Below are 22178 nucleotides of genomic sequence, written 5' to 3' on the forward strand. Positions count from 1 at the left end.
TATTTGCTTTTCATCCTTAAAATATAATGCTATCTACCAGAAACATAGCACGTTTTTTAGCAACCGGTTCTGCTACCCTATTACTATAATCAAGCCCCTCTTTCTTAATTCTATTCAAAGCTTGCATAACAGAAACTAATAATTTCGAGGAGGTTATCTTTTCCGACCGATCCAGTAAATCACAGAGTTTATTTACATAAAGCGTCTGTATCTTATGCTTCGCTTCACTTACAGGAACATTATCAGTCCATTCAACGAATAACCCTTCATGCATACTTTCCAAAAACTCATTTACAGATAACATATCCTCACAAGCATTCTCTGATTCTTCCACCTTCCGAAGAGAACGGATTATTTCCGACATAAGTTCCTCATAAAAACGGTCGAATTCTTGACTGGCATCTATTTCTAATTTATGGGTAAACGATTTATTAAACATCCACGCAGGAGGCTGTAATACATAAGTCTGTATAAAGTTCATCACCTTCTTATTGTAATCAGCCTTTTCCGGTATATAAATATTCTCATCATCGGCTTCCGCAAGACGTTTTCCGCCCAAATGCGACAAAACATGCTGTACCCACTGTTTATAATGATTCAATACCGCTTCATAACGCCCCTGTAATACATATAAAGACGTTTTGTCCGTTACATGCCAGACATCCGGATGTTCACACAAATATTTCAGATTCTCTATTCCTTGTGTATTGACAATAACATGGTCATTACCTAAGTCTTCCGCCTGCGCCCGTACATCTATCCCACCTGAAAAATGCAAGGAAGGATCTTTCTGTTTTTCCTGATTCCAACGCTCTCTGTTCTCTTCTCTTTCAGAAGCATCCTTACCCGGAAATATACGGTATCCCCATTCAATAGCCCACTTATCATATTCGCCGACACGTACCCGCCTGTTTTTCAAATCAACCTTATCTTGAGGACGCAAAGCGTAATTATATCGTACATAGTCCATTATGGAACTTCCTATACTATATCGACTCAAAAAGTCATTATCACGCAACTGGTCTATGGAATAATGGGAACTACCCAGAAAGTTATGTTCCAATCCCAATGTGTGACCCACTTCATGAATGAATACTTGTTTTATCTGTTCCAATTGCAAAGAGTCCGGAAATTCTATGTTCCATGCCTGCGGGTCATTGGCTCCACATTGAGCAAAATACCATTTTTGCTCCAAATTCAACACGCTGCTGAAAATACCGACGTGACAAGCAATAATCTCTCCGGACCGGGATTCACAAGGAGTCGGCCCATAAGCATTATTCTGTCCTGATATCTTCCATGAAATAAACGGATAAGTACTGTCATAAATACTAAAATCCGGATCTTCTTCGGCAGTGGGAGCCAATCGTGCATCAATGGCATTCTTAAATCCGGCTTGCTCGAAAGCAGGACGCCAGTCACGTACTGCCTCAATAATGCAACCAATATACTTTTCCGGCGTGTTGCGATCTATATAAAAGATAATAGGTTGTATCGGCTCCACTAATTCCCCTTTCATGTACTTTTCCTTGTCTTCCGGCTTTATCTCCAAACGCCACCGTTTGATAACAGCTTTCCGGACAGCGGGCTGATCGCCTTGAAAACATTCCTTGCCGATGGAAAAGTAGGCTCCGCTATTTGCAGAAACTGCTTCCAATGGCTTTTTTGATAATAATTTAATGCAAATACCCGTATCCCAATCACCAATATAAGACGGAGAAACAGGTTTGCCGGGCATTCCTATTGACGAACTTCGATAAGCCCGTGATATATGAACCAACAAGCGGTTGTCATATCCCTTGATTTCCTTGATGCAATCTTTCTCTTTTAAACGTGAACCTACCAATAAATCAAAAGATACAATATCGAGCGTAAACAAAGGGAAATCTTTTAATACCTCGCCAATCTCTATCAAACTACTTCCTTGAGTCTTTGCTTTGACCGGCAATCTTTTATAAAGTCTGCTATTCCCACGTTGGGCAGCAATCTTTGCATATATCCCTGCAGGATTTTCAATAATCCTTTCATTCAACGGATCTACTATCCACAATTCATCACCCTGTTTCCTGAAACTGAAGAATACCGGACCTATCATATCACCCGAATATCCGAATTTCTTCTCCATATCCCGATCCGGACGGGCAGGAGCAGTCAAGATAGTAGTTGTTACGGCAAATTCACGTCCAATCAATGAATCCGGAATTTCCCAATATATATGTTTACCACTTCGATAAGTAGTAAACATACCGGGAATAACTTCCACTGGTGCTCCTTCTTTTAGAAAAGTAGCCATATTTGGCTGTTGCCCGTACAAAAAAGTACAGGCAACTGCAAGAAATATTGCACTGATAATTCCTTTTAGCATAAAGAGCGATTTATACTATTCATAATTATAGCTAATATCAACAATCTTCCCAATGAGTTGCTCGGGATCTTCGTAAACACAAATGCTGTTTTCTTCGCGGGATACATCACCTGCCACTGTCAGTTGCAATTCTACAACTACACCTTTATCAGCTGTATTGATGCCTAATCCGAGAGACATGCCGAGTTTCTCCTTATATTCACCAGTCTCCTCATCGTCATCTTCCTCTCTCACACTTTCAGAATCTTTAAATTTCAATGCAACTATCTGTGCTGACGGATCAGTTTCATAAGTATAAAGTTCAATTGCCCTTCCGCGATCAAGATCAATGCGATATAATTTATTACCCGATGTCATAAATATAAGATTTGCCGTATACGCGTAAGAAGCTGCAAATTTTGCTGTTTCTACATTTACTTCGGACGGTAAGGCAATCGTATACTGGGCAGCACAAATCGGATCTTCATCTTGCGCACTGAATTTAAACACAGTCAGCTCTTTTCCGTTCCGAGGAGAAGCAATCGCATAAGCAAAATTTCCCCAATTTCCACCCGTAACAATATCATGTATTTCTAAAGACGGATCAATTACATCCGGATCAAACAAATTAGATTCGTCTGACATTGAATACGTGGATACAGGCTTCTGGTCACTCCATTTAGTACCATAATTACGTATATTTTGAGTAGCCTGATTCATCATATAATCATAATAACCCGGAATAGATGCACTAAGAAAACGATGACTTTCAGAATCAAAAAACAAAAAGCCTCCTCCATACGAACCATAAGCAGAAATAGCAGGAAACTCACTTTCCTTTTTTACCGAGAAAGGTACACAAAATCCATCCATAGGAGCACAATATGCTTTTCCACTATTCACAAACAACTCACCATGAGTACTCATCTTATAGAACTCAATATTCAACGGTTCCCCTTTTCCCGCTGGTTCAAAAAGTATTTTATTCGACGGATATCTCGTTATTAAAGTACTTGGAGTCAACAAGGCCAAGCCCCGATCGGTTACCACCATTAACGCCGGACTTACTTTAAAACCAAAAAAACCCAGCATACTACTTAAAAACGAATCTCCATAATTTTTTCTTGCACTTACCGCCAAAGGTTTTCCTTCTAACGGAAATGACTGATTCAGTTCTGATTTAAAGACATCCGGATAAACATAATATCCTTCCGGAGTACCCTCTATCGCTCCTAATACTCCCTTTCCTTCTTTTTCCTGCAATACAAACCAGCAAGGATTTAAAGGACGAATAATTGCAACTTCACCTATCTGATACCAGGTTGTTCCATTCTTTTTATCCGTAATGACCAACATTAAACCTATATTTTCCGATTCATAAGGCTCGACTGTTACTTTACATTCTTTGCCTACGGAATAATCTTTATAATCACTAAGTCTGTCCGACCCCGCTTTCTTTCCTTCGATTGTTTTCTTCCATTGAAACACAAGGTTTTCCTCATTTTGCTCCAAAGTCTGAGAAATCTCGGGTATAATTGAAATTTCCACTGCTTCCTCTTTAGGCATACGTACCTTCGTTTCAGGTATTACGATAGCCATCGTATTTACATCATGATAATCGTAATCTCCCTTGTCATCGTAACAGCCTGTTTGCAATAAAGCCGATCCGACAAAACTTGCTATATAGATGATATATTTTCTCATAACATTTCTTTTAGTCTTATTCATAATCAATTTCATCACCGTCTTCGCCTAGAATAGGAGGATTTCCTGCTTCAATGTATTCTTTGTAAGCTTGTTTGACCTTGTCAACATCCTCATCTTCCAGATCATCCCACACACGTTGGCATACATCCATAATAAACATATACTTATTATCACTATAACTGCCAAATATCCAATCTTCCCACTCATCCGGCTTCAGTTCCCACCTGACATTTAACACTTCCTGATTCTTTTCTACCAATCCTTTGTCAAACTGATGGAGAGGGTTATCCAAATCAAATTCCAAGTAACAACCATACACATTTCTACCGGACTCTACTTTCGGTCGGTTAATCTTATAGTAAAATACCTGGCAAACCGTATCAAGTTCAGTATATGTATACTTGCTGATTAATAGTACATCTACTGAATTCTGATAATCGCTATTCGGGGTAACTTTCACACAGAAATCACGATTCTCTTTCAAAAGATCCCCTTGTATTCTTACCGTAAAACTGTCTACAGCATAAGGGTCATCTATCTTCACATAGTCCGTATCAACCAAAGTACGGACATGTGTGCTACTATAGAAATTGATACGAGGTGTCTGGTCATATAAGTCTATCTCGTTTTCACTGCATCCCACATAGATGCCGCAAACAAGAATAGCTAAAACAAAATATATAATACGTTTCATAATGCTTCATCATTTAGAGTTGTTTCCAAAAATATACTCATCATCCGGCAACGTCATCTGATAATGGGCTTCAGTCATCGTTTCAATCCCACAACCATGATAGGTGCTATAATTATGCGCTTTCAGGAAGTAGAAAAGCTGACCTTCCGCGAAATATTCTTTTCTATATTCTTTCATTATCTCATTGATACGTTTAGTCTGATTTTTGTCTTCTTCCGAAGTAGTATCAAGATCATCATATCCAGTAGTTATAATCTCGTCACTGTAAGAGATACCACGTGCAAAACGTACGGTATTCAATGCATCAGCACTTTCTGATGCAGAAGATGCACATTCCGCTACAATATAATACATTTCGGGCAAGCGTATCAAAGGAACTGCATTAGCACCGGAATAAGCATATCCGCCATTCAACGGTTTCTGGTTATATTTTCTACAAAAAACATCTGTTTGACTTGCCCCATTAACAACTTCAAACATTTCCGTATTTTTTCTCCAGTCGGTATTCCCTGCATCGGCTGTTTCATAGAAGAATTTGAATTTATCTCCATCCAGATAGAAACGTTGCTGAGTATTGGTATTCTCCATATCCATATAGTTACCAATAAGCAAGTTGGAGAATTCATTCACTGTTATTCCAAATATTTGCTCTGCATAGCGTATGGAATTGTAATTGGAAGCAGTCTGCGACTTGTACAATGCAAAATACTTAGAGGCAGCAATTACCTCTTTAGCATACTCCGTGGCCAATCCTTTACTTTCCGCATCACCTTTGTAACAATATACACGAGCCAGCATAGCTTTAACCGCATATAGATTCATACGAAACTCACGATTGACAAGAAAATGATTTTTATCTATAAAATCTTCATCCGTCTGATCGGTAAAGAAATCAAGAGGATCACTCTCTTTCAGTAATTTTTCAGCGTCATTCAAATCTTTGAGAATAGCGTCAACCACTTCACTGGCTGGTAAAACAGGAGTGGCATCCTTATCAAAAGCAATACGGTAGGGTATAGCTTTGGATGCAGGATGTTCTTTATAAACAGGACCGAACATACGCAACAAATCAAAGTGAAGAAAAGCGCGAAGCCCGAGTGCCTCTCCCTTCATAGTTTCATAATAGCGTTCGGTAACTAAAACATCTTTATTTTTGTCTACGTACTCCAAGAAGTTATTAATATTGGCTATGATGTTATACATCGTTGAGTAAATCCCATTCTTCTTACTCAAAAACATGTTCTCATAATCGAACACGATACTTTGGTCGAAAACAGCATTTGTATTATACCCCGGATAATCGGAATATAATCCTGCCAACTCATCCAAATAAGCATAAGTCAAGTCTCCGGCATATAATGTCGTGGTTCCCAACTTCAAATAAATACCTGTAAGCGCATCCTTAAATCCTGATTCCGACTCAAATTGCTTGTCGGTAGGAATAGAAGTCTTCGGAGATACATCCAACCAGTCGCTGCAAGACATAAGTCCCAGCATTGTTGTTGTTAATAGTATATATATTATCTGTTTCATACAAATAGGTTTTTAATTAGAAAGCAACATTCAGAGCAAATGTAAACTGACGGGAATACGGATAGTACAAACCTCTTTCGCGTTTCACTGTAGACCAATAGAAAAAGTCTTCCATATTAAACGTCACTTTAGCGGAACTCAATCCCCAATGACTAATAAATTTTGTATTAGTACGATCCATACGATAGTAAACAGACAACGAACTTCCCTGGAATATATTTTCATCCATTATAAACCGGGAAGTGGCTTTCGTTTCCAAACCGTTAGGATTAAGAACACGGAACTGTGCCTTATCACCCGGTTTCGCCCAACGTAGCTGAGTTACCCGTCGATCTACATTATATTTCAAATTAGCATTTTCCACCTTGTCAAGCAAGGTCTGATTATATACCTGACCGCCAAACTGATACCTGAAGCTGACATCTGCTCCCCAACCTCTGTATGTAAAGGAAGAATTAATATATCCTTGCCATTTAGGTTCTGTATTACCAATAGGTACTACATCATTCGCACTCCAGTTAACGGCACTCGTCATCTCCCCGTTACGTTTCAATAATATTTCATCTCCGGAAGCCGGATCAATACCTAATGAACGTACTACCCAAATACGGGAAAGAGATTCACCTTCTTCATAACGTGGCAACGGCGTATCTTTTAAATCTGATGCACTTTTATCATTTCTGTATTTCATCGCTTCCGATATTTTCAATAGTTTGTCAGTATTATGAGAACCGTTTACTGTAATTGTCCAATAAGCTTGTTTAGCAGTGTTTTTATAAGGAATAGCCGAGAGAGAAATTTCCCAACCCTTATTCTCTATCTTTCCCAGATTTTCCGGATAACTGCTGAAACCAAGAGAAGGAGCAAGACTTATATTGGCAACCATATTATCTGTTATTTTCCGATAATATTCCACACGTGCAGTAAAACGCTGATCGAAAAAACCGAGTTCCAAGGCAAGATTAGTACTTTTTGTAGTCTGCCATTTTAAACTTTCATTATGCATAGCCAAGATTTCCGAACCTGTTGCATCCGACGAGTAATAAGGAAGCAGTAAATTGGAATATGTATAATAACCATGTGCCTGATAAGGATCAAAACCTTGGGAACCGGTCGTACCGTATGTACCCCTCAAAATGAAATCGGAAATAAAAGATACATCTTTCAAAAAGTTCTCTTTTTTCAAATCCCAACGTAATCCGGTTGACCAGAAAGGAGCCCAACGGTTATTTTTTCCAAACTGTGATGAACCGTCCAAGCGTATATTAAAGTCGAACGAATACTTATATTTATAAGAATAGCCTCCAGCAGCTACCCAACCAATGGAGCGCGTTGTCCTCTCATCTCCTGTCACCTTCTCATTATATTTCTTACCAAACAACAAGTTATCCATATTATCATTCGGGAAACCAGTCACATAGTTTCCATAAGTCTCCGAATTATTCTCCAATACACTCATACGTGCATTAGCAGTCAGGTAGTGATCTTCCAGTTGCTTATTCCAGCTTCCTGTTAAATCTATGCCCCAATTGACAGCTTCGCTCTGACTTCTGCGGTAATCACCTCTTAAGGTAGGATCAGTCACATTATCAAAAAGCGTATGTTGTGCAGGACGAAAAATATCACGATGTCCTACGCTCTTGGACAGATTAAAAGCTCCTTCAAACCGTAATTCATTAGTAGGATTATATTCCACCTTGAAAAGTTCACGTACTGTAAAGTTTTTACTTTGGTCTTTACTGTTGAATGTCGTATTATACATCGGATTCAGGTAGCTCGACTCACCACCCACTCCTTCGAAATTATCAAGCCGTTTTTGTATTTCTCCGTTCTCTCCATATGGACGCAGATAAGGATTCAAGCGGGTATATTCACTAAAACTTCCCCACGGAGACTCATTAGCCACCGAATTATCCAACGTAATGCTATTCTTTAACAACACTTTTTTCAGGCGATACTGAAAATCAAGTGAACCGGTCAATACATCACGCTTACTGTCTTTCATCACACCCGGAGAACTATTATATCCGACATACATCCGATAACGCAAGGCTTCGTCACCACCTTCCAACGTAACCGTATGTCGTTGTTGGAAAGCTGTTTGCAAAGGCTTGTCCAGCCAATAAGTATTTACTCCTGCCAGCACTTCACGCAATTTAGATTGATAGAGCTGCCATTTTTCAACTGTCTCGCCACCGTATGTATAAAGCCCGCTTTGCAACTCTGCGTCTATCTTCTCTCTTGCATTCATTAAATTATATCCGGTCATATCCGGAGCTTCAATACGAAGTTCCCCACCATAAGTCACCCAAATCCGTCCCGGTTTGGGAGTCTTGCTTTCGATAACAATTACTCCATTTGCCGCACGCGAGCCGTAAATAGCTGTAGCTGCCGCATCTTTCAACACAACAATAGAAGCAACACGGTCGGGATCCATATCGGCAAGTGTCTGTATGGTGATTTCAAATCCGTCCATGATAAGCAGCGGTTGATTGGCATAGGTCTCATATTCGCCCTGAACTGCTAATACGTCATTACTGGTAGAATTAAAATCTACCGCAGACTGTGTAGCCATATCCATATTTGCACCGCCACGCATACGCATATCAGGCAGATTATTCGGATTAGACCCCATATTTATATTATCCATGATGCGAAGCCCGGGAGCGACAGCAGCTATCGCTTTAGCCACATTATTCGTACTATATTTTTTCAGGTCTTCACCCTTGATAGTAACAGCAGAACCGGTGAATCCCTCTTTCTTCCTATTGAACATACCTGTCACCACTACCTCATCCAGCGCCTTTGTATCAGACTTCATCACTACCGACATATAGGATGAAGGATTCAAGAACTGGGTTTCCAAACCTACATACGATATTCTGACTCGGCTATCTTTCGGAACATCAGAGAGCTGAAAATTACCATTATTATCTGTAATAGTACGGATATTACTAGGACCTTCCACTATAATAGTGGCACCAATAACCGGAAGTCCGTCTTCCTCGGAAAAAACTTTTCCCTTTACTTGTGAGAAAAACTTCTTAGAATCTTTTTTTGTGATATTTATGAATTGTCCGTCAATGTGGTATTTTAACGGGTTTTTTCCAATAATCACTTTCAATGCTTCATCAACTGTAGCTTTTTCTACTTTTCCTGTAGAAGTATAAGAACTGATTTCATCGTAGATAAAAAGCACTTTATATCCCGATACCTTTTCAAAACGTTTAAAAATAGAGGGCAACCCTTCATTTTTAAACTCCATTGTTAGTTGCTTTTCCTTACCTGTTTGTGCTTCAACACGCCATGAATAAGCAAAAAGGAAAAACAAGAATAAAACAATGAACTTTTGTGCTTGATTCTTTTTCATAAGCCTGAATAGTTAAATAATATTTCATTCTTTTAATTGTATACGAAGTTTAAAAAAGAATGGTTACCCTTAAAAGAGTTTTTTTTCAGAAATATATTTTTCTATTCAGATTTATATCTTTTTGCTTGCTTTTTATTCGATAATTAGTTTTCCTGCTTCAAAATAAGCATGTATTCTCTCCATTCGATTCAATAATTCAATCAAGTGAAAGATGTCTTGATGACGATTTGCAAAGAAATGCATACGAAGATCCATAATTTTGCTGTTGCGGAACTCAATATCTATATTATACCAACGCCCTATTTCTTTCATCATGTCAACCAGAGCAACATCGTCAAAATAGAAAAATCCTTCCTTCCAATATAAAAATGATTCAATATCCACCTCTTTCACAGCAAATGTTCCGTTAGAAGAAAGTTGTGCACTTTGTCCCGGCATCATTTCAACACTATGAACTCCACAAGTATCGCTAACAGCCACTTTTCCTGTAATGAGCGTAACACGAACGTCAGTAGGAGAGTAGCTACGCACATTAAATTCCGTTCCTAATACGCGAACCTGTATATTTCCACTTTTCACAATAAAAGGATGTTCTGCATCTTTAGTAACTTTAAAATAAGCTTCACCTCCCAAAGAGACGACTCTTTCTTTTCCTTTAAAAATCGTAGGGTAAGCTAATCGGCTGTCTGAATTCAAGAAGACTTCGGTTCCTTCGGATAAAACAACTTTGAATGTCTCTCCCCTGGGAATACTTAATCTATGTATCTGTATTCTCTGCTTTCCCACTTCCTTAGTTTCTGTTTGAAGAAGAGCGCGACTATAATCTATTTCTTTAGAAGACAACTGTGCAGCGGAAGAAGACGAAAAAGATTCTACTACTTCTTTCAGTGGCTTTACTTCTTTCTCATCATTCACTTGTAAAGTGACTTGTTGGGCAACATGATTGGCTTGAAACACTTGAATGATTTCCGGTTGCGACGAAATCATCATTGCACGCAAAACTAAAATTATGACAACAGTTGCCGCTACACCTGTGATACTGGCCCACAACAGTATGCGTGTATTTTTTCTTCGATCGTTTTTAGAATGTTTATTATGAAAATCTGCCAGTTCATTCCGGACATCAATTGCCAGCATATTTTGTTTTTTCTGCATCTCTATCACAATTTCTGCCAAATCAGAACATGCTTGCAAGCACTCCTCATCTTCTTTCAAATTATGTAATTGATCAGCAGTTATATGAGAACGATTCTCCATAATTTCCAGGAGTTCTTCTTCCGACTTACTTATATTTATATTCTTTTCATCCATAAATAATGTATTCAATATATATATTTACGTTTTAAAGTCTATTCCGGTTACCCTCTTGCCCCAATTCTTCGCGAAGAATACGCAAAGCCTTTACTATATTCTTATGAATAGCCGCAACACTTACATTCAATTCTTCGGCCACTTCTTTATATTTCTTATTATGAATATAGCATGCTTCCAATATATGATAATTATAAGGAGTCAACTTTTCCATAGCTTTACGAATACGCAAAACACGAGAATCAGAATGTTGTGAATCGACTTCTATCATTTTATCAGTTAATTGCGAAGTGAACTCTACATATTCTTCATGGATATTTTGCTTGCGAAGATAGTCAATGCAACGTGTACGAATGATTGTATAAAGATAAGTTTTAGCCGTCGCTTCTTCTATCTTTTCATAATTACGCCACAAATACTCAAAAGCATCACTTACGATATCTCTGCATACCTCAGCGTCATTTATAAAATAATATGCAAAATATACAAACTGTGCATACCATTCATTAAACATTTTGTCAAAAGTAGCCCTGTCATCCATTTAATATCGTATTCTTCTGTTATTTCTGGCAGACAAATATACATTAAAACTTAATACGCAGTTGCATTTGTACATCTGCTTTTTTATTTCCACAGATCAAATCATTGCCCGAACCGATCTCATTCCGGTCTAAATAGACTGTTTCGCCAAACTTGGTTATGAACAACCAGTGCTTATTCAGTTCATATCTGAAACGAACGGAGCAGCGAAATCCACAACCTTGGAAGGACGGTGTGTAAAACATATAAAGCAATCCGCTTTCCGAAGCATATACACGCGAATCATAATCGTCTGTAAAAAAGTAACTGCCCTGAACGTCAGCAAACAGCCTGGCCCAAGGCAGTTGGGAGGATATCATTTGTGTAACCTGATATCCTATATTAGCAGCTCTGTCCTGAGAATGAAAATGATTATAATCTAAAGTTGTACGACTGCTTAACACATCTCCTAAAGAATAGTTCAAACGATAACGAAGTTGATGGTGAAAAATAGGAAGTGTTAGTGTTCCTTTACTACCTGTCCAATCCCGTTCCTTGCGTTTATAGCGGTACTTCAGATACATGGATAGATGGCTGCGTGGAGTGAAAGTGGCTTGAAGCAATCCATCTGTTCCGCGAGAGGGTTTATTTACTCTGTATTTTTTCCACGGAAAAGAAAATAAATCGAATGAGGCGAAGAATTTCCAATAGGCAAAAGGAGAAGTCTCCATGCCGATATAATATCCCTGTTCATTTTGTGTCGTACTTCCTTCACCAAAAGAATGGGCAAACATGGCCCAATAGTTATAAGAATAAAACCGGTGTATCAACATGATTTGAGTGTTTTGAACCGGTGAATACTGCAAACGGTTCAAAGAGGCCCAACCTTGTTTTCCTATGGCCGTCTCTCCTTGAAAAGAAAAACGATGCCAGCGATAAGCATACTCTATTCCCAGATTATAGAAGTTGTTTCCATGAAGATTGTATTTGGAATAGCCTGTTAATTCCGGTTCATAAGGTCGGTTGAAAAGGTAGTAAATACCGGTGATACCCAGTCGGATACGGTTGTGTTGATAACTCACGTTTCCACCTGTTAATTGCATGGTGAACAGGTTCTTTTTATCTGCTTCCTTTTGACTTCGATGTAGCCCGGTTTTATAGATAGAGGTGATTGCTCCGTCTGTGATTACTCCATCTAATGAACGGTGTGAATAGAAACCGGAAATATCCCAATCTTTTGCTAAAGAAACAGTGGCAGCTACTCCTCGGAAATAGTTGTATTCGTCGGTAGAAGAATGTTTCTTTATCCCGCTACTACGGCTGTTGAAAGAAGAGGCGTAGATTGTTTTTCCCATCAGATAATCAGTGCTAATCACTAATCCTTGTCCGAAACTAAGCCGATAGTTACCAACAGCTAATGCTTTTAATCGTCCACAATCTTTTAATAACAGATAAAAGGAATAATAATCATAGCCGTAGCGATTGTGTAAAGCTCCAAAAGGTTCTCCAGCATCTTTTTCAGCAACGACTCCTGCATAGAGTCGGTCACTGTATCGGAAACTGTATTTCACAGAGTTATAAACAGAAGGTCCTAAATAGGTATGTTCATAACCTTTTCGCCTATAAAATGGTATATCAAAGCGAGTTAACAGCTCATTCTTTCCATACTTTGCTGCGCTTTTCAACAGACTTTTCCACCGAAAAGCAGGTTCATTGTTAATAGCTTTTATACAGACAAAAGGTAGTAAATACTGGATTGTTTGCCTATCCATCTCTTCTACCAGTTGAAGTTCATAGATGGTTTTCATCTGTCCGTGTATATAGATGTAGGCCAGCAGATGTTCAATCTGAATATCACTAAGGAAAGGAAACTGTTCGAGTTGTTCACGGGTAGCAACATTCAAATTAACTGGTTCCTGCATACGATTGGAAAGTTCTTCCAATTCATTTTCCCAATTAGGAGTATTAACAGAGTTATCAGTTCCGTTATTAACAGATAAATCTTCAAGAACATCTTCTAAAAGACTTTCGGAAGGGTTTTGAGCACTACAAGCAGGAATTATTAACAGGCTGTTTATAATACTTATCAACCGTAAAAGTTGAATAGTTTTCATCAATAAAATGGTTTATTCTTCCTGCTTTTTTAACAGATAAGGCCGCAAAGATACTTTAAATAGGTTAACATCGAAGAGAAATGTCTGAATAATAAAATTTTAATTCTATTTTTGTATCGTGAAAAAGAGGCTTAACATAGTAGTAATGACGCTGTTTGCTATTGTTTGTTGTTCGTTGCGCCTGCAAGCTCAAGATAAACAAAGCATCAATGGATATTTGGTTCCGATGTGTATCTACAATGGAGATACCATTCCATGTGTCCAGTTAAGAACTGTGTATATTTTCCGTCCGTTGAAATTCAAAAATGAAAAGGAACGTCAGGAATATTACCGACTGATTCGCAATGTGAAAAAGGTATATCCTATCTCCAGAGAAATTAATCAGGCCATCATTGAAACTTACGAATATCTTCAGACTTTGCCCAATGAGAAAGCCCGCCAAAAACATATCAAACGGGTTGAAAAAGGATTGAAAGATCAATATACTCCCCGAATGAAAAAACTATCGTTTGCACAGGGGAAACTGTTGATTAAATTAATAGACCGCCAAAGCAATTCTACCAGTTATGAACTGGTGAAAGCATTTATGGGACCTTTCAAAGCGGGATTCTATCAGACTTTTGCTGCATTGTTCGGAGCCAGTTTAAAAAAAGAATATGATCCGCAAGGTGAGGACAAACTAACAGAACGTGTAGTGTTGATGGTGGAGAACGGACAAATCTAAAATCAATCGGCTTATAAGTTTATCAACCTCATAACCAATTGATCACTACTCAACCATACTAGTTATCATTTCAAGAATTAACAAACTTCCTGTAAGGTATTAATTTCCGGTTTCTCAGAAGTTAATACTTGAGTTCCCAGCTATTAATATGTATCATATAAGCTGTTAATACCTGACAACTCAAGTATCAACAGCCTGAAAACGAACTATCAACAACTATAATAATAACTACCCAACACCCATAGAATCAACATGGCTCCATATAGTTATAAACAGAACATAGTTATTGATTATAAATGAATTAACTAAGCTATTAACTCGTTATAAACAACTTATTAACCAATCCTGTATTATGACTATTAGTGTAACTTTTTGAACAAATCCCAAATCACAATACCAGTAGTTACAGAAACATTCAACGAATGTTTTGTACCATATTGAGGAATCTCTATACAGCCATCCGAATGGTTAATAACCTCCTGCTGTACCCCTTTCACTTCGTTTCCCATAACGATAGCGTACTTCTTGGTTTTATCCAGCTGGAGTTCATCAAGCATGATGCTTCCTTCCGCCTGCTCTACAGAATAAACGATATACCCTTCATTTTTGAGGTTATCAACAGCATCAACAGCGTTATTAACATACTTCCAGTCGACAGTGAACTCTGCACCCAGCGCAGTCTTATGCATTTCAGGGTGCGGTGGGGTAGCTGTTATACCACACAGATAGATACATTCAATACGGAAAGCATCCGAAGTACGGAACACAGAACCTATATTATGCAAACTACGAATATCATCCAGCACTACCACCAGAGGCAGTTTTTCAACCTGTTTAAACTCTTCGGCACTGATACGGTTCAGCTCTGTTATTTTCAGTTTACGCATACGTCTTTTCTTTTATTATGTTCTTGTCCACAAAGGTAATTCTTTTCAGTTAACAAGGTGTTGATAACGGTTTAAAACCTGTCAAAACTATCGGCAAAGATTTTGAAAAATAATTCTTGCATTATTCAAAAGAAGATATAAGAGGCCTTCATTATGAACATTCCAAAAAACTAACCCAAAACTTTCTACACAGACATAAACATATTTTTCAGCACTTATCTGCCTGTTTATATCCATAAAGTTTTTAACTTTGCACTTTATCAACAGGGAGTTAATAGCAAACTTCCATTTGACGGCATTTAACGATGCTTTCATTGATAATGAAGCAAGTAGAATAGGATATCTTGCCCTTTATATCAGTTCATAACCGACTCATAAAGCAGAAGTATGGACTAATAACTTATCCGGCAAGAAAAATCGTATTTATTTGCTAACATTATTAACAGGCTATCATCACTAACAAAGGATTTTTTTTAAAAGGAAAGAAATAAGAATATTATTATGAATGAACTCATAAAGGCTATTAACGAGCTAAAGAAAGAAAAGAATGCAATCATTCTGGGCCACTACTACCAGAAGGGGGAAATACAAGACATCGCCGATTACGTTGGCGACAGTTTGGCATTGGCTCAATGGGCAGCCAAAACGGAAGCGGACATTATTGTGATGTGTGGCGTTCACTTTATGGGGGAAACGGCAAAGGTGCTTTGTCCGGACAAGAAAGTGTTGGTACCCGACATGGCGGCAGGTTGTTCGTTGGCGGACAGTTGTCCGGCGGATCAGTTTGCACAGTTTGTCAAAGAGCACCCGGGATACACCGTTATTTCGTACGTCAACACGACAGCTGCCGTGAAAGCAGTGACAGATGTGGTGGTGACTTCCACCAATGCGAAGCAGATCGTGGAAAGCTTCCCCAAAGATGAGAAAATAATTTTTGGTCCGGATAGGAATTTGGGTAATTATATCAACTCTGTTACGAACAGGAATATGTTGCTTTGGGACGGAGCCTGTCACGTGCATGAACAGTTCTCTGTTGAAAAGATTGTGGAATTGAAAGCGCAGCATCCGGAAGCGTTGGTCTTGGCACATCCCGAATGTAAGAGTACGGTTTTGAAATTGGCTGATGTGGTAGGATCTACAGCTGCTTTGTTGAAGTATGCCGTGAACCACCCGGAAAACATGTATATTGTGGCTACTGAATCGGGTATCTTGCATGAGATGCAAAAGAAGTGTCCGCAGACGACGTTTATTCCTGCTCCTCCGAACGATAGTACGTGCGGATGTAACGAGTGTAGTTTCATGCGGTTGAATACGTTAGAGAAGCTCTATGAGTGTCTGAAGAATGAAGCACCGGAAATTACGGTAGATCCGGAGGTGGCTAAGAAGGCAGTGAAGCCGATTCAACGAATGTTGGAGATTTCGGCTAAGTTGGGATTATAAAGAAATTTGGTTTTTATTATTGTTCTTGAATGAATAACAGTTAGAAACTGTCTTAAAATAATTCAATTCTTTAAAGATAAAAAAATCCTCCCAGTTTATTAACCGAGAGGATTTTTTATTGTTGATTATTGAATCAATTATTTTTTATTTGGATTCTTCCGAACTTTGAAGCATCTGGAACAACTTATCCAGTTTCGGAGCCATGATAATCTCCGTACGGCGATTCTTGCTTCTTCCTTCTATTGTTTCGTTATCATCAACAGGCATATATTCACCGCGGCCGCTAGGCTGAATCTGCAAAGGATTTACGTTGTAATTCTTGATGAGGATACGAACTACGGAAGTGGCACGGATCACACTCAAATCCCAGTTATCTTTGAATTGTACAGTATTGATCGGTTTGTTGTCCGTATGTCCTTCGATAAATACGTCGATATCCGTCTGTTTGTTCAGCACTTCGGCCAGTTTGCCGAGAGCTTCCTCTCCACGTTTATCCAGGCGGGCACTTCCTGACTGGAATAATAATTTGTCGGACATCGCTACATATACTTTTCCGTCTTTCTCGCGGACGGTCAGTTCGTCAGTACTAAAACCAAGTAATGCGTCTTTTACATTACTCAAGAGATTTTGTACCTTATCATTCTGCGCCTTAATCATGTCCTGCAATTCATTGATCGTGCGTTCTCTTTCGTTCAGCTCGTTTTTCTTCTGGCTCAACAGGGCATTCAGTTTTTCCTGTTCGGTCATGTTGACATTCAACATACTCTGATACTGGCGGATACTGTTCCCCATCTTGGTCGTATCACGCAAGAGGTTTTTGACTTGTGCCGATAGCTGGTTACCAACTTCGCGGGAGTTATCCAACAACCCTTGCAGACTGTCTTTGCTTGCGGTGGCTGCCATCTCTGCAAGCATGAACTTCTTTTTTGTTACACACGAAGTACACAATAGGAGCGTAAGTAAAGTAAATAAAGTAATTTTCTTCATTGTGTTTTATATTTTAAGTGGGTATGTATAATCAGCTTTGCAGAAACTCACAAAGTTTCTGTACAGCCAGTGCACGATGGCTGATTTGGTTCTTGATATCATTTCCCAATTCGGCAAAAGTCCGGTCGTAACCTTCAGGCATGAATACAGGATCATAGCCAAATCCGGAATCACCGCGTTTTTCTTTGATTATTTCGCCTTTTATCACTCCTTCAAAGAGATACTCCTTTCCGTCCAGTATCAACGAAATAGCGGTGCGGAATTGTGCTTTACGGTTTTCCTTTCCGTCCAGTTCGTGAAGAAGTTTGAGCATATTAGCCTGGGCGTCGTGTCCTTCACCTCCTGCATAGCGGGCGGAATAGACTCCGGGAGCTCCGTTCAAGGTTTCCACTTCCAATCCCGTATCATCGGCAAAACAATCCAGATGATAGTTTTTGTAGATATAGGAAGATTTTAATAACGCATTTCCTTCCAGTGTTTCAGCAGTTTCGGGAATATCCGCTTGGCAACCGATATCATTGAGACTTAATAATTCTACTTGATCTCCCAGGATAGCGGCCACTTCTTCCAGTTTATGAGCATTATTGGTAGCAAATACAAGTTTGCGTTTCATCATCTTATTTTTTGTTTTAACAGGGTTGTTCACTACTTATCAACCGGTTATTATTTCACTTTCAGCTTATCGAATCCTTCGCCATACACACCGATAACGGAACTTTGAGAGATAAAAGCATTCGGATCAATGCGTTTTACCAAACGGAAAATTTCGAGTGACTGACGTTTCTTGGCAAGTACTACCAATACTTTCACATTGTTTTTACTGTACCATCCCGTACCGTCGAGTACCGTTACTCCCCGGTCGGCGTCTTTAATGATACGGTCGGCTATTTCATCATATTTCTTGGAGAAGATGAAGAATTGAACCGATTGACGGGCACTGTTGATAATCCAGTCGAGCACAACACCAATAATAAACAGGGTGACAAAACCGAAAATAACCCGGCGCCAATCATGAAATATAAAGTAACAGGAGCTGATAATGAATACATCACAAATCATAATCATTCGTCCAAGCGATACATCTTTGTATTTATTGACGATGGCTGCGATAATATCTGTTCCACCCGTACTTCCATTGTAGTTGAAAGTGATACCGAGGCCTACACCGCACATGGCTGCACCAATAATACAGGCCATGAAATCCTGTCCTGTACCGAGCAATAGCGGCTTACCGTCCGGCGTCATATCCGGTGCTTCTACGTAATTGTTTACCACTAACTGGAATAACCAAAGCAGAAAAGTCAGCGTAAAAATAGCATAAGTCGTTTTTATACTGAATTTCGGACCCAATATCCGGATGGCAAACGTCATCAGAACTGCATTGATAATGAAGTATGACCACTGAATTGGAAATCCTGTTGCATAATAGATAATAGCTCCGATACCGGTAGTTCCTCCGGTAGTTATCTGATAAGGTAACAGGAATGCTGCCCATCCCAAAGAATAGCTTATCAATCCGAGAGTGATGTAGATATAATCTTTCACTTCTCTCATTATTTCCGCTTTTGTCAGTTTATGCATGGATTTTAAGTTCAAGTATTAAGTAATAAGTGTTAAGTATTAACCTGGCGGATATATTTGGAAAACGACTACGGATAATACTTAATACTTATTACTTAATACTTATTGTTTTATACTTAATACTTTAAATTACAACGTTTACAATCTTTTTCGGAACGACGATGATCTTTTTCGGAGTCTTGCCATCAATCCACTTCTGTGAACGTTCGTCGGCCAATACTGCGGCTTGGATAGCGTCCGAAGCTTCATCTGCTGCAAATTCCATATTGAAACGTGCCTTTCCGTTGAAAGAGATGGTATAGTTGATAGTATCTTCTTTCAGATATTCTTCGTTGTATGCAGGCCATTGGGCGTCGCATACGGAAGTTTCGTGTCCCAATACATCCCACAACTCTTCGCAGACATGTGGAGCGAAAGGAGCGAGAGTGATAACGAGCTGTTCCAGAATCTCTTTTTTGCTACATTTTAGGTTGAAGAGTTCGTTTACGCAAATCATGAATGCGCTGATAGATGTATTGTAAGAGAACTGTTCAATATCACCAGTCACCTTCTTGATTAATTTATGAAGGCTCTTCAATTCTTCTTTTGTTGCAGGTTCGTCCGTTACCAGATATTCGTCCGTACGGCTGTAGAACAATGACCAGAATTTACGGATAAAACGGTGTACACCGTCGATTCCGTTTGTATCCCACGGTTTAGACTGTTCTACCGGGCCGAGGAACATTTCGTACATACGAAGTGTATCCGCACCGTATTTCTCAACAATCATATCCGGATTGACTACATTGAACATAGATTTACTCATTTTTTCAACTGCCCATCCACAGACATATTTTCCGTCTTCGAGGATAAATTCGGCTGTTTTATATTCAGGACGCCATGCTTTGAATGCTTCCAAATCTAAAATATCATTAGATACGATATTTACGTCTACGTGAATAGGGGTAACTTCGTACTGATCTTTCAGGTTCAGTGAAACGAAAGTATTGGTGTCTTTGATACGATATACAAAGTTACTGCGACCTTGAATCATTCCTTGGTTTACTAACTTTTGGAATGGCTCTTCCATTACAGACACACCCATGTCATACAGGAATTTATTCCAAAAACGAGAATAAATCAAGTGGCCTGTTGCATGTTCGGTACCACCTACATATAGGTCTACATTTTTCCAGTACTGGTCAATTTTCGGATCAACTAATGCCTGATGATTATGCGGGTCCATGTAGCGGAGATAATAAGCCGAAGAACCGGCGAATCCCGGCATGGTGTTCAGTTCCAGCGGGAAGACGGTTACATGGTCAATCTTCTCATTTTCTACGACACATTTGTTTACTGTATCCCAAGCCCATTTAGTTGCGTGTCCCAATGGAGGCTCACCTGTTTCGGTAGGCAGGAATTTAGCGACTTCCGGAAGTTCCAGCGGCAGGCTGGCTTCGTCGATCATATAAGGCATTCCGTCTTTGTAGTAAACAGGGAACGGCTCACCCCAGTAACGTTGGCGAGAGAAAATAGCGTCACGCAGACGGTAGTTCACTTTCACACGACCCAGATTGTGCTCTTTTACATATTTCTTGGTTGTTTCTATCGCTTCTTTGATAGTCAGTCCGTTCAGAGAAAGATCACAGTAAGGAGTGACATCAAGACGTGGAGAATTGCAAACAATACCTTCTTTTGCATCGAAACTTTCTTCGCTAACATCACAACCTTCTACCAACGGACGGATTTCCAATCCGAAATGTTTGGCAAATGCATAGTCGCGGCTATCATGAGCAGGTACAGCCATAATAGCTCCTGTTCCGTATCCGGCTAGTACGTAATCGCTGATCCATACAGGCACTGCTTCACCTGTGAACGGATTAATAGCATACGAACCACTGAACACACCGGTAACACTACGGTCGGCAATACGTTCGCGTTCCGTACGTTTTTTGGTACGATCGAGGTAGGCGTCTACTTCTGCTTTTTGTTCAGGAGTCGTTAACTGTGCCACCAATTCACTTTCCGGAGCCAATACCATAAAGGTAACACCGAACATGGTATCTGCACGAGTGGTAAAAATAGTGAATTCAAGGTCACTGTCTTTTACTTTGAATTGCACTTCAGCACCTTCCGAACGTCCGATCCAGTTTCTTTGGGTTTCTTTCAGAGAATCTGTCCATTCGATCGTATCTAATCCGTCAAGCAAACGTTGTGCATACGCAGATACACGCAGACACCATTGGCGCATTTTCTTCTGGATAACAGGAAAACCGCCACGTTCGCTGACTCCGTCTACTACTTCGTCGTTAGCCAGTACAGTTCCTAATTCGGCACACCAGTTTACCATTGTTTCACCCAGATAAGCGATGCGATAGTTCATCAGGACTTCCTGCTTTTCTTTTTCGCTTTTGGCGTTCCACTCTTCGGCAGTAAAGCTGATATCTTTGCTGCAAGCGGCATTGAGTCCTTCGTTTCCGTAGATGGCGAAGGCTTTTTCCAGTTCTTCGATAGGACGGGCTTCCTGTTCATCGTTACAATAATAGCTGTTGAACATTTTTTGGAAGGCCCATTGGGTCCAATGATAATATTCCGGGTCGCAAGTACGGATTTCACGGTTCCAGTCGAAAGAGAAACCTATTTTGTCCAACTGCTCGCGGTAGCGGTTGATATTGTTGACGGTAGTGATGGCAGGATGCTGTCCGGTCTGGATGGCATACTGTTCTGCCGGCAAACCGTAAGCGTCATATCCCATTGGGTTGAGTACATTGAAGCCCTGCAGTCGTTTGTAACGGGCGTAAATATCCGAAGCAATGTATCCCAGCGGATGACCTACGTGTAGACCAGCTCCTGATGGGTAAGGAAACATGTTTAGTACATAAAATTTTTGCTTCGAATCATCTTCCGTAACTTGGTAGGTTTTCTCTTCTACCCACCTTTTCTGCCACTTCTTTTCAATTTCTCTGAAATTGTACTCCATAGTGATAA

At 39.5% G+C, this 22178-nt stretch carries 15 protein-coding genes; 2 read left to right on the forward strand and 13 right to left on the reverse strand.

Features of this window, described 5'->3' with window-relative positions; translation table 11 throughout:
• Nucleotides 1-16: 16 nt before the first annotated feature.
• The 8 genes from KQP79_RS05170 to KQP79_RS05205 form a co-directional block, all read right to left on the reverse strand.
• Nucleotides 17-2365 (reverse strand): zinc-dependent metalloprotease, encoded by a 2349-nt coding sequence (locus KQP79_RS05170; RefSeq protein ID WP_004308451.1) that lies wholly within the window; start codon nt 2363-2365, stop codon nt 17-19.
• Between the two features lie 15 nt (nt 2366-2380).
• Entirely contained in the window at nt 2381-4048 is a 1668-nt protein-coding gene (locus KQP79_RS05175; protein ID WP_004308449.1) for a PKD-like family lipoprotein, read from the reverse strand.
• A gap of 16 nt (nt 4049-4064) precedes the next feature.
• The gene (locus tag KQP79_RS05180) at nt 4065-4745 is read right to left on the reverse strand and encodes a DUF4843 domain-containing protein (RefSeq protein ID WP_004308448.1); all 681 of its coding nucleotides are present in this window, start codon (nt 4743-4745) and stop codon (nt 4065-4067) included.
• A gap of 9 nt (nt 4746-4754) precedes the next feature.
• Nucleotides 4755-6278: a RagB/SusD family nutrient uptake outer membrane protein gene (locus KQP79_RS05185; RefSeq protein ID WP_004308447.1), complete on the reverse strand. Its 1524-nt coding sequence runs from the start codon at nt 6276-6278 to the stop codon at nt 4755-4757.
• A gap of 16 nt (nt 6279-6294) precedes the next feature.
• On the reverse strand, nt 6295-9648 hold the full coding sequence (locus tag KQP79_RS05190) for a SusC/RagA family TonB-linked outer membrane protein (RefSeq protein WP_004308446.1): 3354 nt from the start codon (nt 9646-9648) through the stop codon (nt 6295-6297).
• Nucleotides 9649-9780: 132 nt separating this feature from the next.
• The gene (locus KQP79_RS05195) at nt 9781-10959 is read right to left on the reverse strand and encodes a FecR family protein (RefSeq protein WP_004308445.1); all 1179 of its coding nucleotides are present in this window, start codon (nt 10957-10959) and stop codon (nt 9781-9783) included.
• A 31-nt stretch (nt 10960-10990) separates the two neighbouring features.
• On the reverse strand, nt 10991-11500 hold the full coding sequence (locus KQP79_RS05200) for a sigma-70 family RNA polymerase sigma factor (protein ID WP_004298736.1): 510 nt from the start codon (nt 11498-11500) through the stop codon (nt 10991-10993).
• A gap of 43 nt (nt 11501-11543) precedes the next feature.
• The gene (locus tag KQP79_RS05205; RefSeq protein ID WP_004308444.1) at nt 11544-13592 is read right to left on the reverse strand and encodes a helix-hairpin-helix domain-containing protein; all 2049 of its coding nucleotides are present in this window, start codon (nt 13590-13592) and stop codon (nt 11544-11546) included.
• 145 nt (nt 13593-13737) lie between these two features.
• Between KQP79_RS05205 and KQP79_RS05210 the strand changes: the two genes are divergently transcribed.
• Nucleotides 13738-14316: a DUF4294 domain-containing protein gene (locus KQP79_RS05210; RefSeq protein ID WP_004308443.1), complete on the forward strand. Its 579-nt coding sequence runs from the start codon at nt 13738-13740 to the stop codon at nt 14314-14316.
• 359 nt (nt 14317-14675) lie between these two features.
• Here the strand turns inward: KQP79_RS05210 and KQP79_RS05215 are convergent, their stop codons facing one another.
• The gene (locus KQP79_RS05215) at nt 14676-15203 is read right to left on the reverse strand and encodes an RNA methyltransferase (RefSeq protein WP_004298728.1); all 528 of its coding nucleotides are present in this window, start codon (nt 15201-15203) and stop codon (nt 14676-14678) included.
• Between the two features lie 501 nt (nt 15204-15704).
• Between KQP79_RS05215 and nadA the strand changes: the two genes are divergently transcribed.
• Nucleotides 15705-16643, forward strand: coding sequence for a quinolinate synthase NadA (nadA, locus tag KQP79_RS05220; RefSeq protein WP_004308442.1), 939 nt, complete (start codon nt 15705-15707; stop codon nt 16641-16643).
• A gap of 144 nt (nt 16644-16787) precedes the next feature.
• On the opposite strand, the gene KQP79_RS05225 is transcribed toward nadA, so the two are convergent.
• The 4 genes from KQP79_RS05225 to leuS form a co-directional block, all read right to left on the reverse strand.
• The gene (locus tag KQP79_RS05225; protein WP_008023632.1) at nt 16788-17630 is read right to left on the reverse strand and encodes a flagellar motor protein MotB; all 843 of its coding nucleotides are present in this window, start codon (nt 17628-17630) and stop codon (nt 16788-16790) included.
• 31 nt (nt 17631-17661) lie between these two features.
• Nucleotides 17662-18243 (reverse strand): non-canonical purine NTP diphosphatase, encoded by a 582-nt coding sequence (locus KQP79_RS05230; protein ID WP_032855807.1) that lies wholly within the window; start codon nt 18241-18243, stop codon nt 17662-17664.
• Nucleotides 18244-18293: 50 nt separating this feature from the next.
• Nucleotides 18294-19211 carry a YitT family protein gene (locus KQP79_RS05235; protein WP_004308439.1) on the reverse strand — a complete coding sequence of 306 codons (918 nt, stop codon included), beginning with the start codon at nt 19209-19211 and terminating at the stop codon, nt 18294-18296.
• A gap of 124 nt (nt 19212-19335) precedes the next feature.
• Entirely contained in the window at nt 19336-22170 is a 2835-nt protein-coding gene (gene leuS / locus KQP79_RS05240; RefSeq protein ID WP_061447922.1) for a leucine--tRNA ligase, read from the reverse strand.
• Nucleotides 22171-22178 lie beyond the last annotated feature (8 nt).

The sequence above is a fragment of the Bacteroides sp. DH3716P genome (genome assembly GCF_025914115.1).
GTDB lineage: Bacteria > Bacteroidota > Bacteroidia > Bacteroidales > Bacteroidaceae > Bacteroides > Bacteroides ovatus.

Bases quoted from the DNA above. Each gene is read 5' to 3' on its own strand.
- KQP79_RS05170 (WP_004308451.1), bottom strand. From the start codon at position 2,365: ATGCTAAAAGGAATTATCAGTGCAATATTTCTTGCAGTTGCCTGTACT.
- KQP79_RS05175 (WP_004308449.1), bottom strand. From the start codon at position 4,048: ATGAGAAAATATATCATCTATATAGCAAGTTTTGTCGGATCGGCTTTA.
- KQP79_RS05180 (WP_004308448.1), bottom strand. From the start codon at position 4,745: ATGAAACGTATTATATATTTTGTTTTAGCTATTCTTGTTTGCGGCATC.
- KQP79_RS05185 (WP_004308447.1), bottom strand. From the start codon at position 6,278: ATGAAACAGATAATATATATACTATTAACAACAACAATGCTGGGACTT.
- KQP79_RS05190 (WP_004308446.1), bottom strand. From the start codon at position 9,648: ATGAAAAAGAATCAAGCACAAAAGTTCATTGTTTTATTCTTGTTTTTC.
- KQP79_RS05195 (WP_004308445.1), bottom strand. From the start codon at position 10,959: ATGGATGAAAAGAATATAAATATAAGTAAGTCGGAAGAAGAACTCCTG.
- KQP79_RS05200 (WP_004298736.1), bottom strand. From the start codon at position 11,500: ATGGATGACAGGGCTACTTTTGACAAAATGTTTAATGAATGGTATGCA.
- KQP79_RS05205 (WP_004308444.1), bottom strand. From the start codon at position 13,592: ATGAAAACTATTCAACTTTTACGGTTGATAAGTATTATAAACAGCCTG.
- KQP79_RS05210 (WP_004308443.1), top strand. From the start codon at position 13,738: ATGACGCTGTTTGCTATTGTTTGTTGTTCGTTGCGCCTGCAAGCTCAA.
- KQP79_RS05215 (WP_004298728.1), bottom strand. From the start codon at position 15,203: ATGCGTAAACTGAAAATAACAGAGCTGAACCGTATCAGTGCCGAAGAG.
- nadA (WP_004308442.1), top strand. From the start codon at position 15,705: ATGAATGAACTCATAAAGGCTATTAACGAGCTAAAGAAAGAAAAGAAT.
- KQP79_RS05225 (WP_008023632.1), bottom strand. From the start codon at position 17,630: ATGAAGAAAATTACTTTATTTACTTTACTTACGCTCCTATTGTGTACT.
- KQP79_RS05230 (WP_032855807.1), bottom strand. From the start codon at position 18,243: ATGAAACGCAAACTTGTATTTGCTACCAATAATGCTCATAAACTGGAA.
- KQP79_RS05235 (WP_004308439.1), bottom strand. From the start codon at position 19,211: ATGCATAAACTGACAAAAGCGGAAATAATGAGAGAAGTGAAAGATTAT.
- leuS (WP_061447922.1), bottom strand. From the start codon at position 22,170: ATGGAGTACAATTTCAGAGAAATTGAAAAGAAGTGGCAGAAAAGGTGG.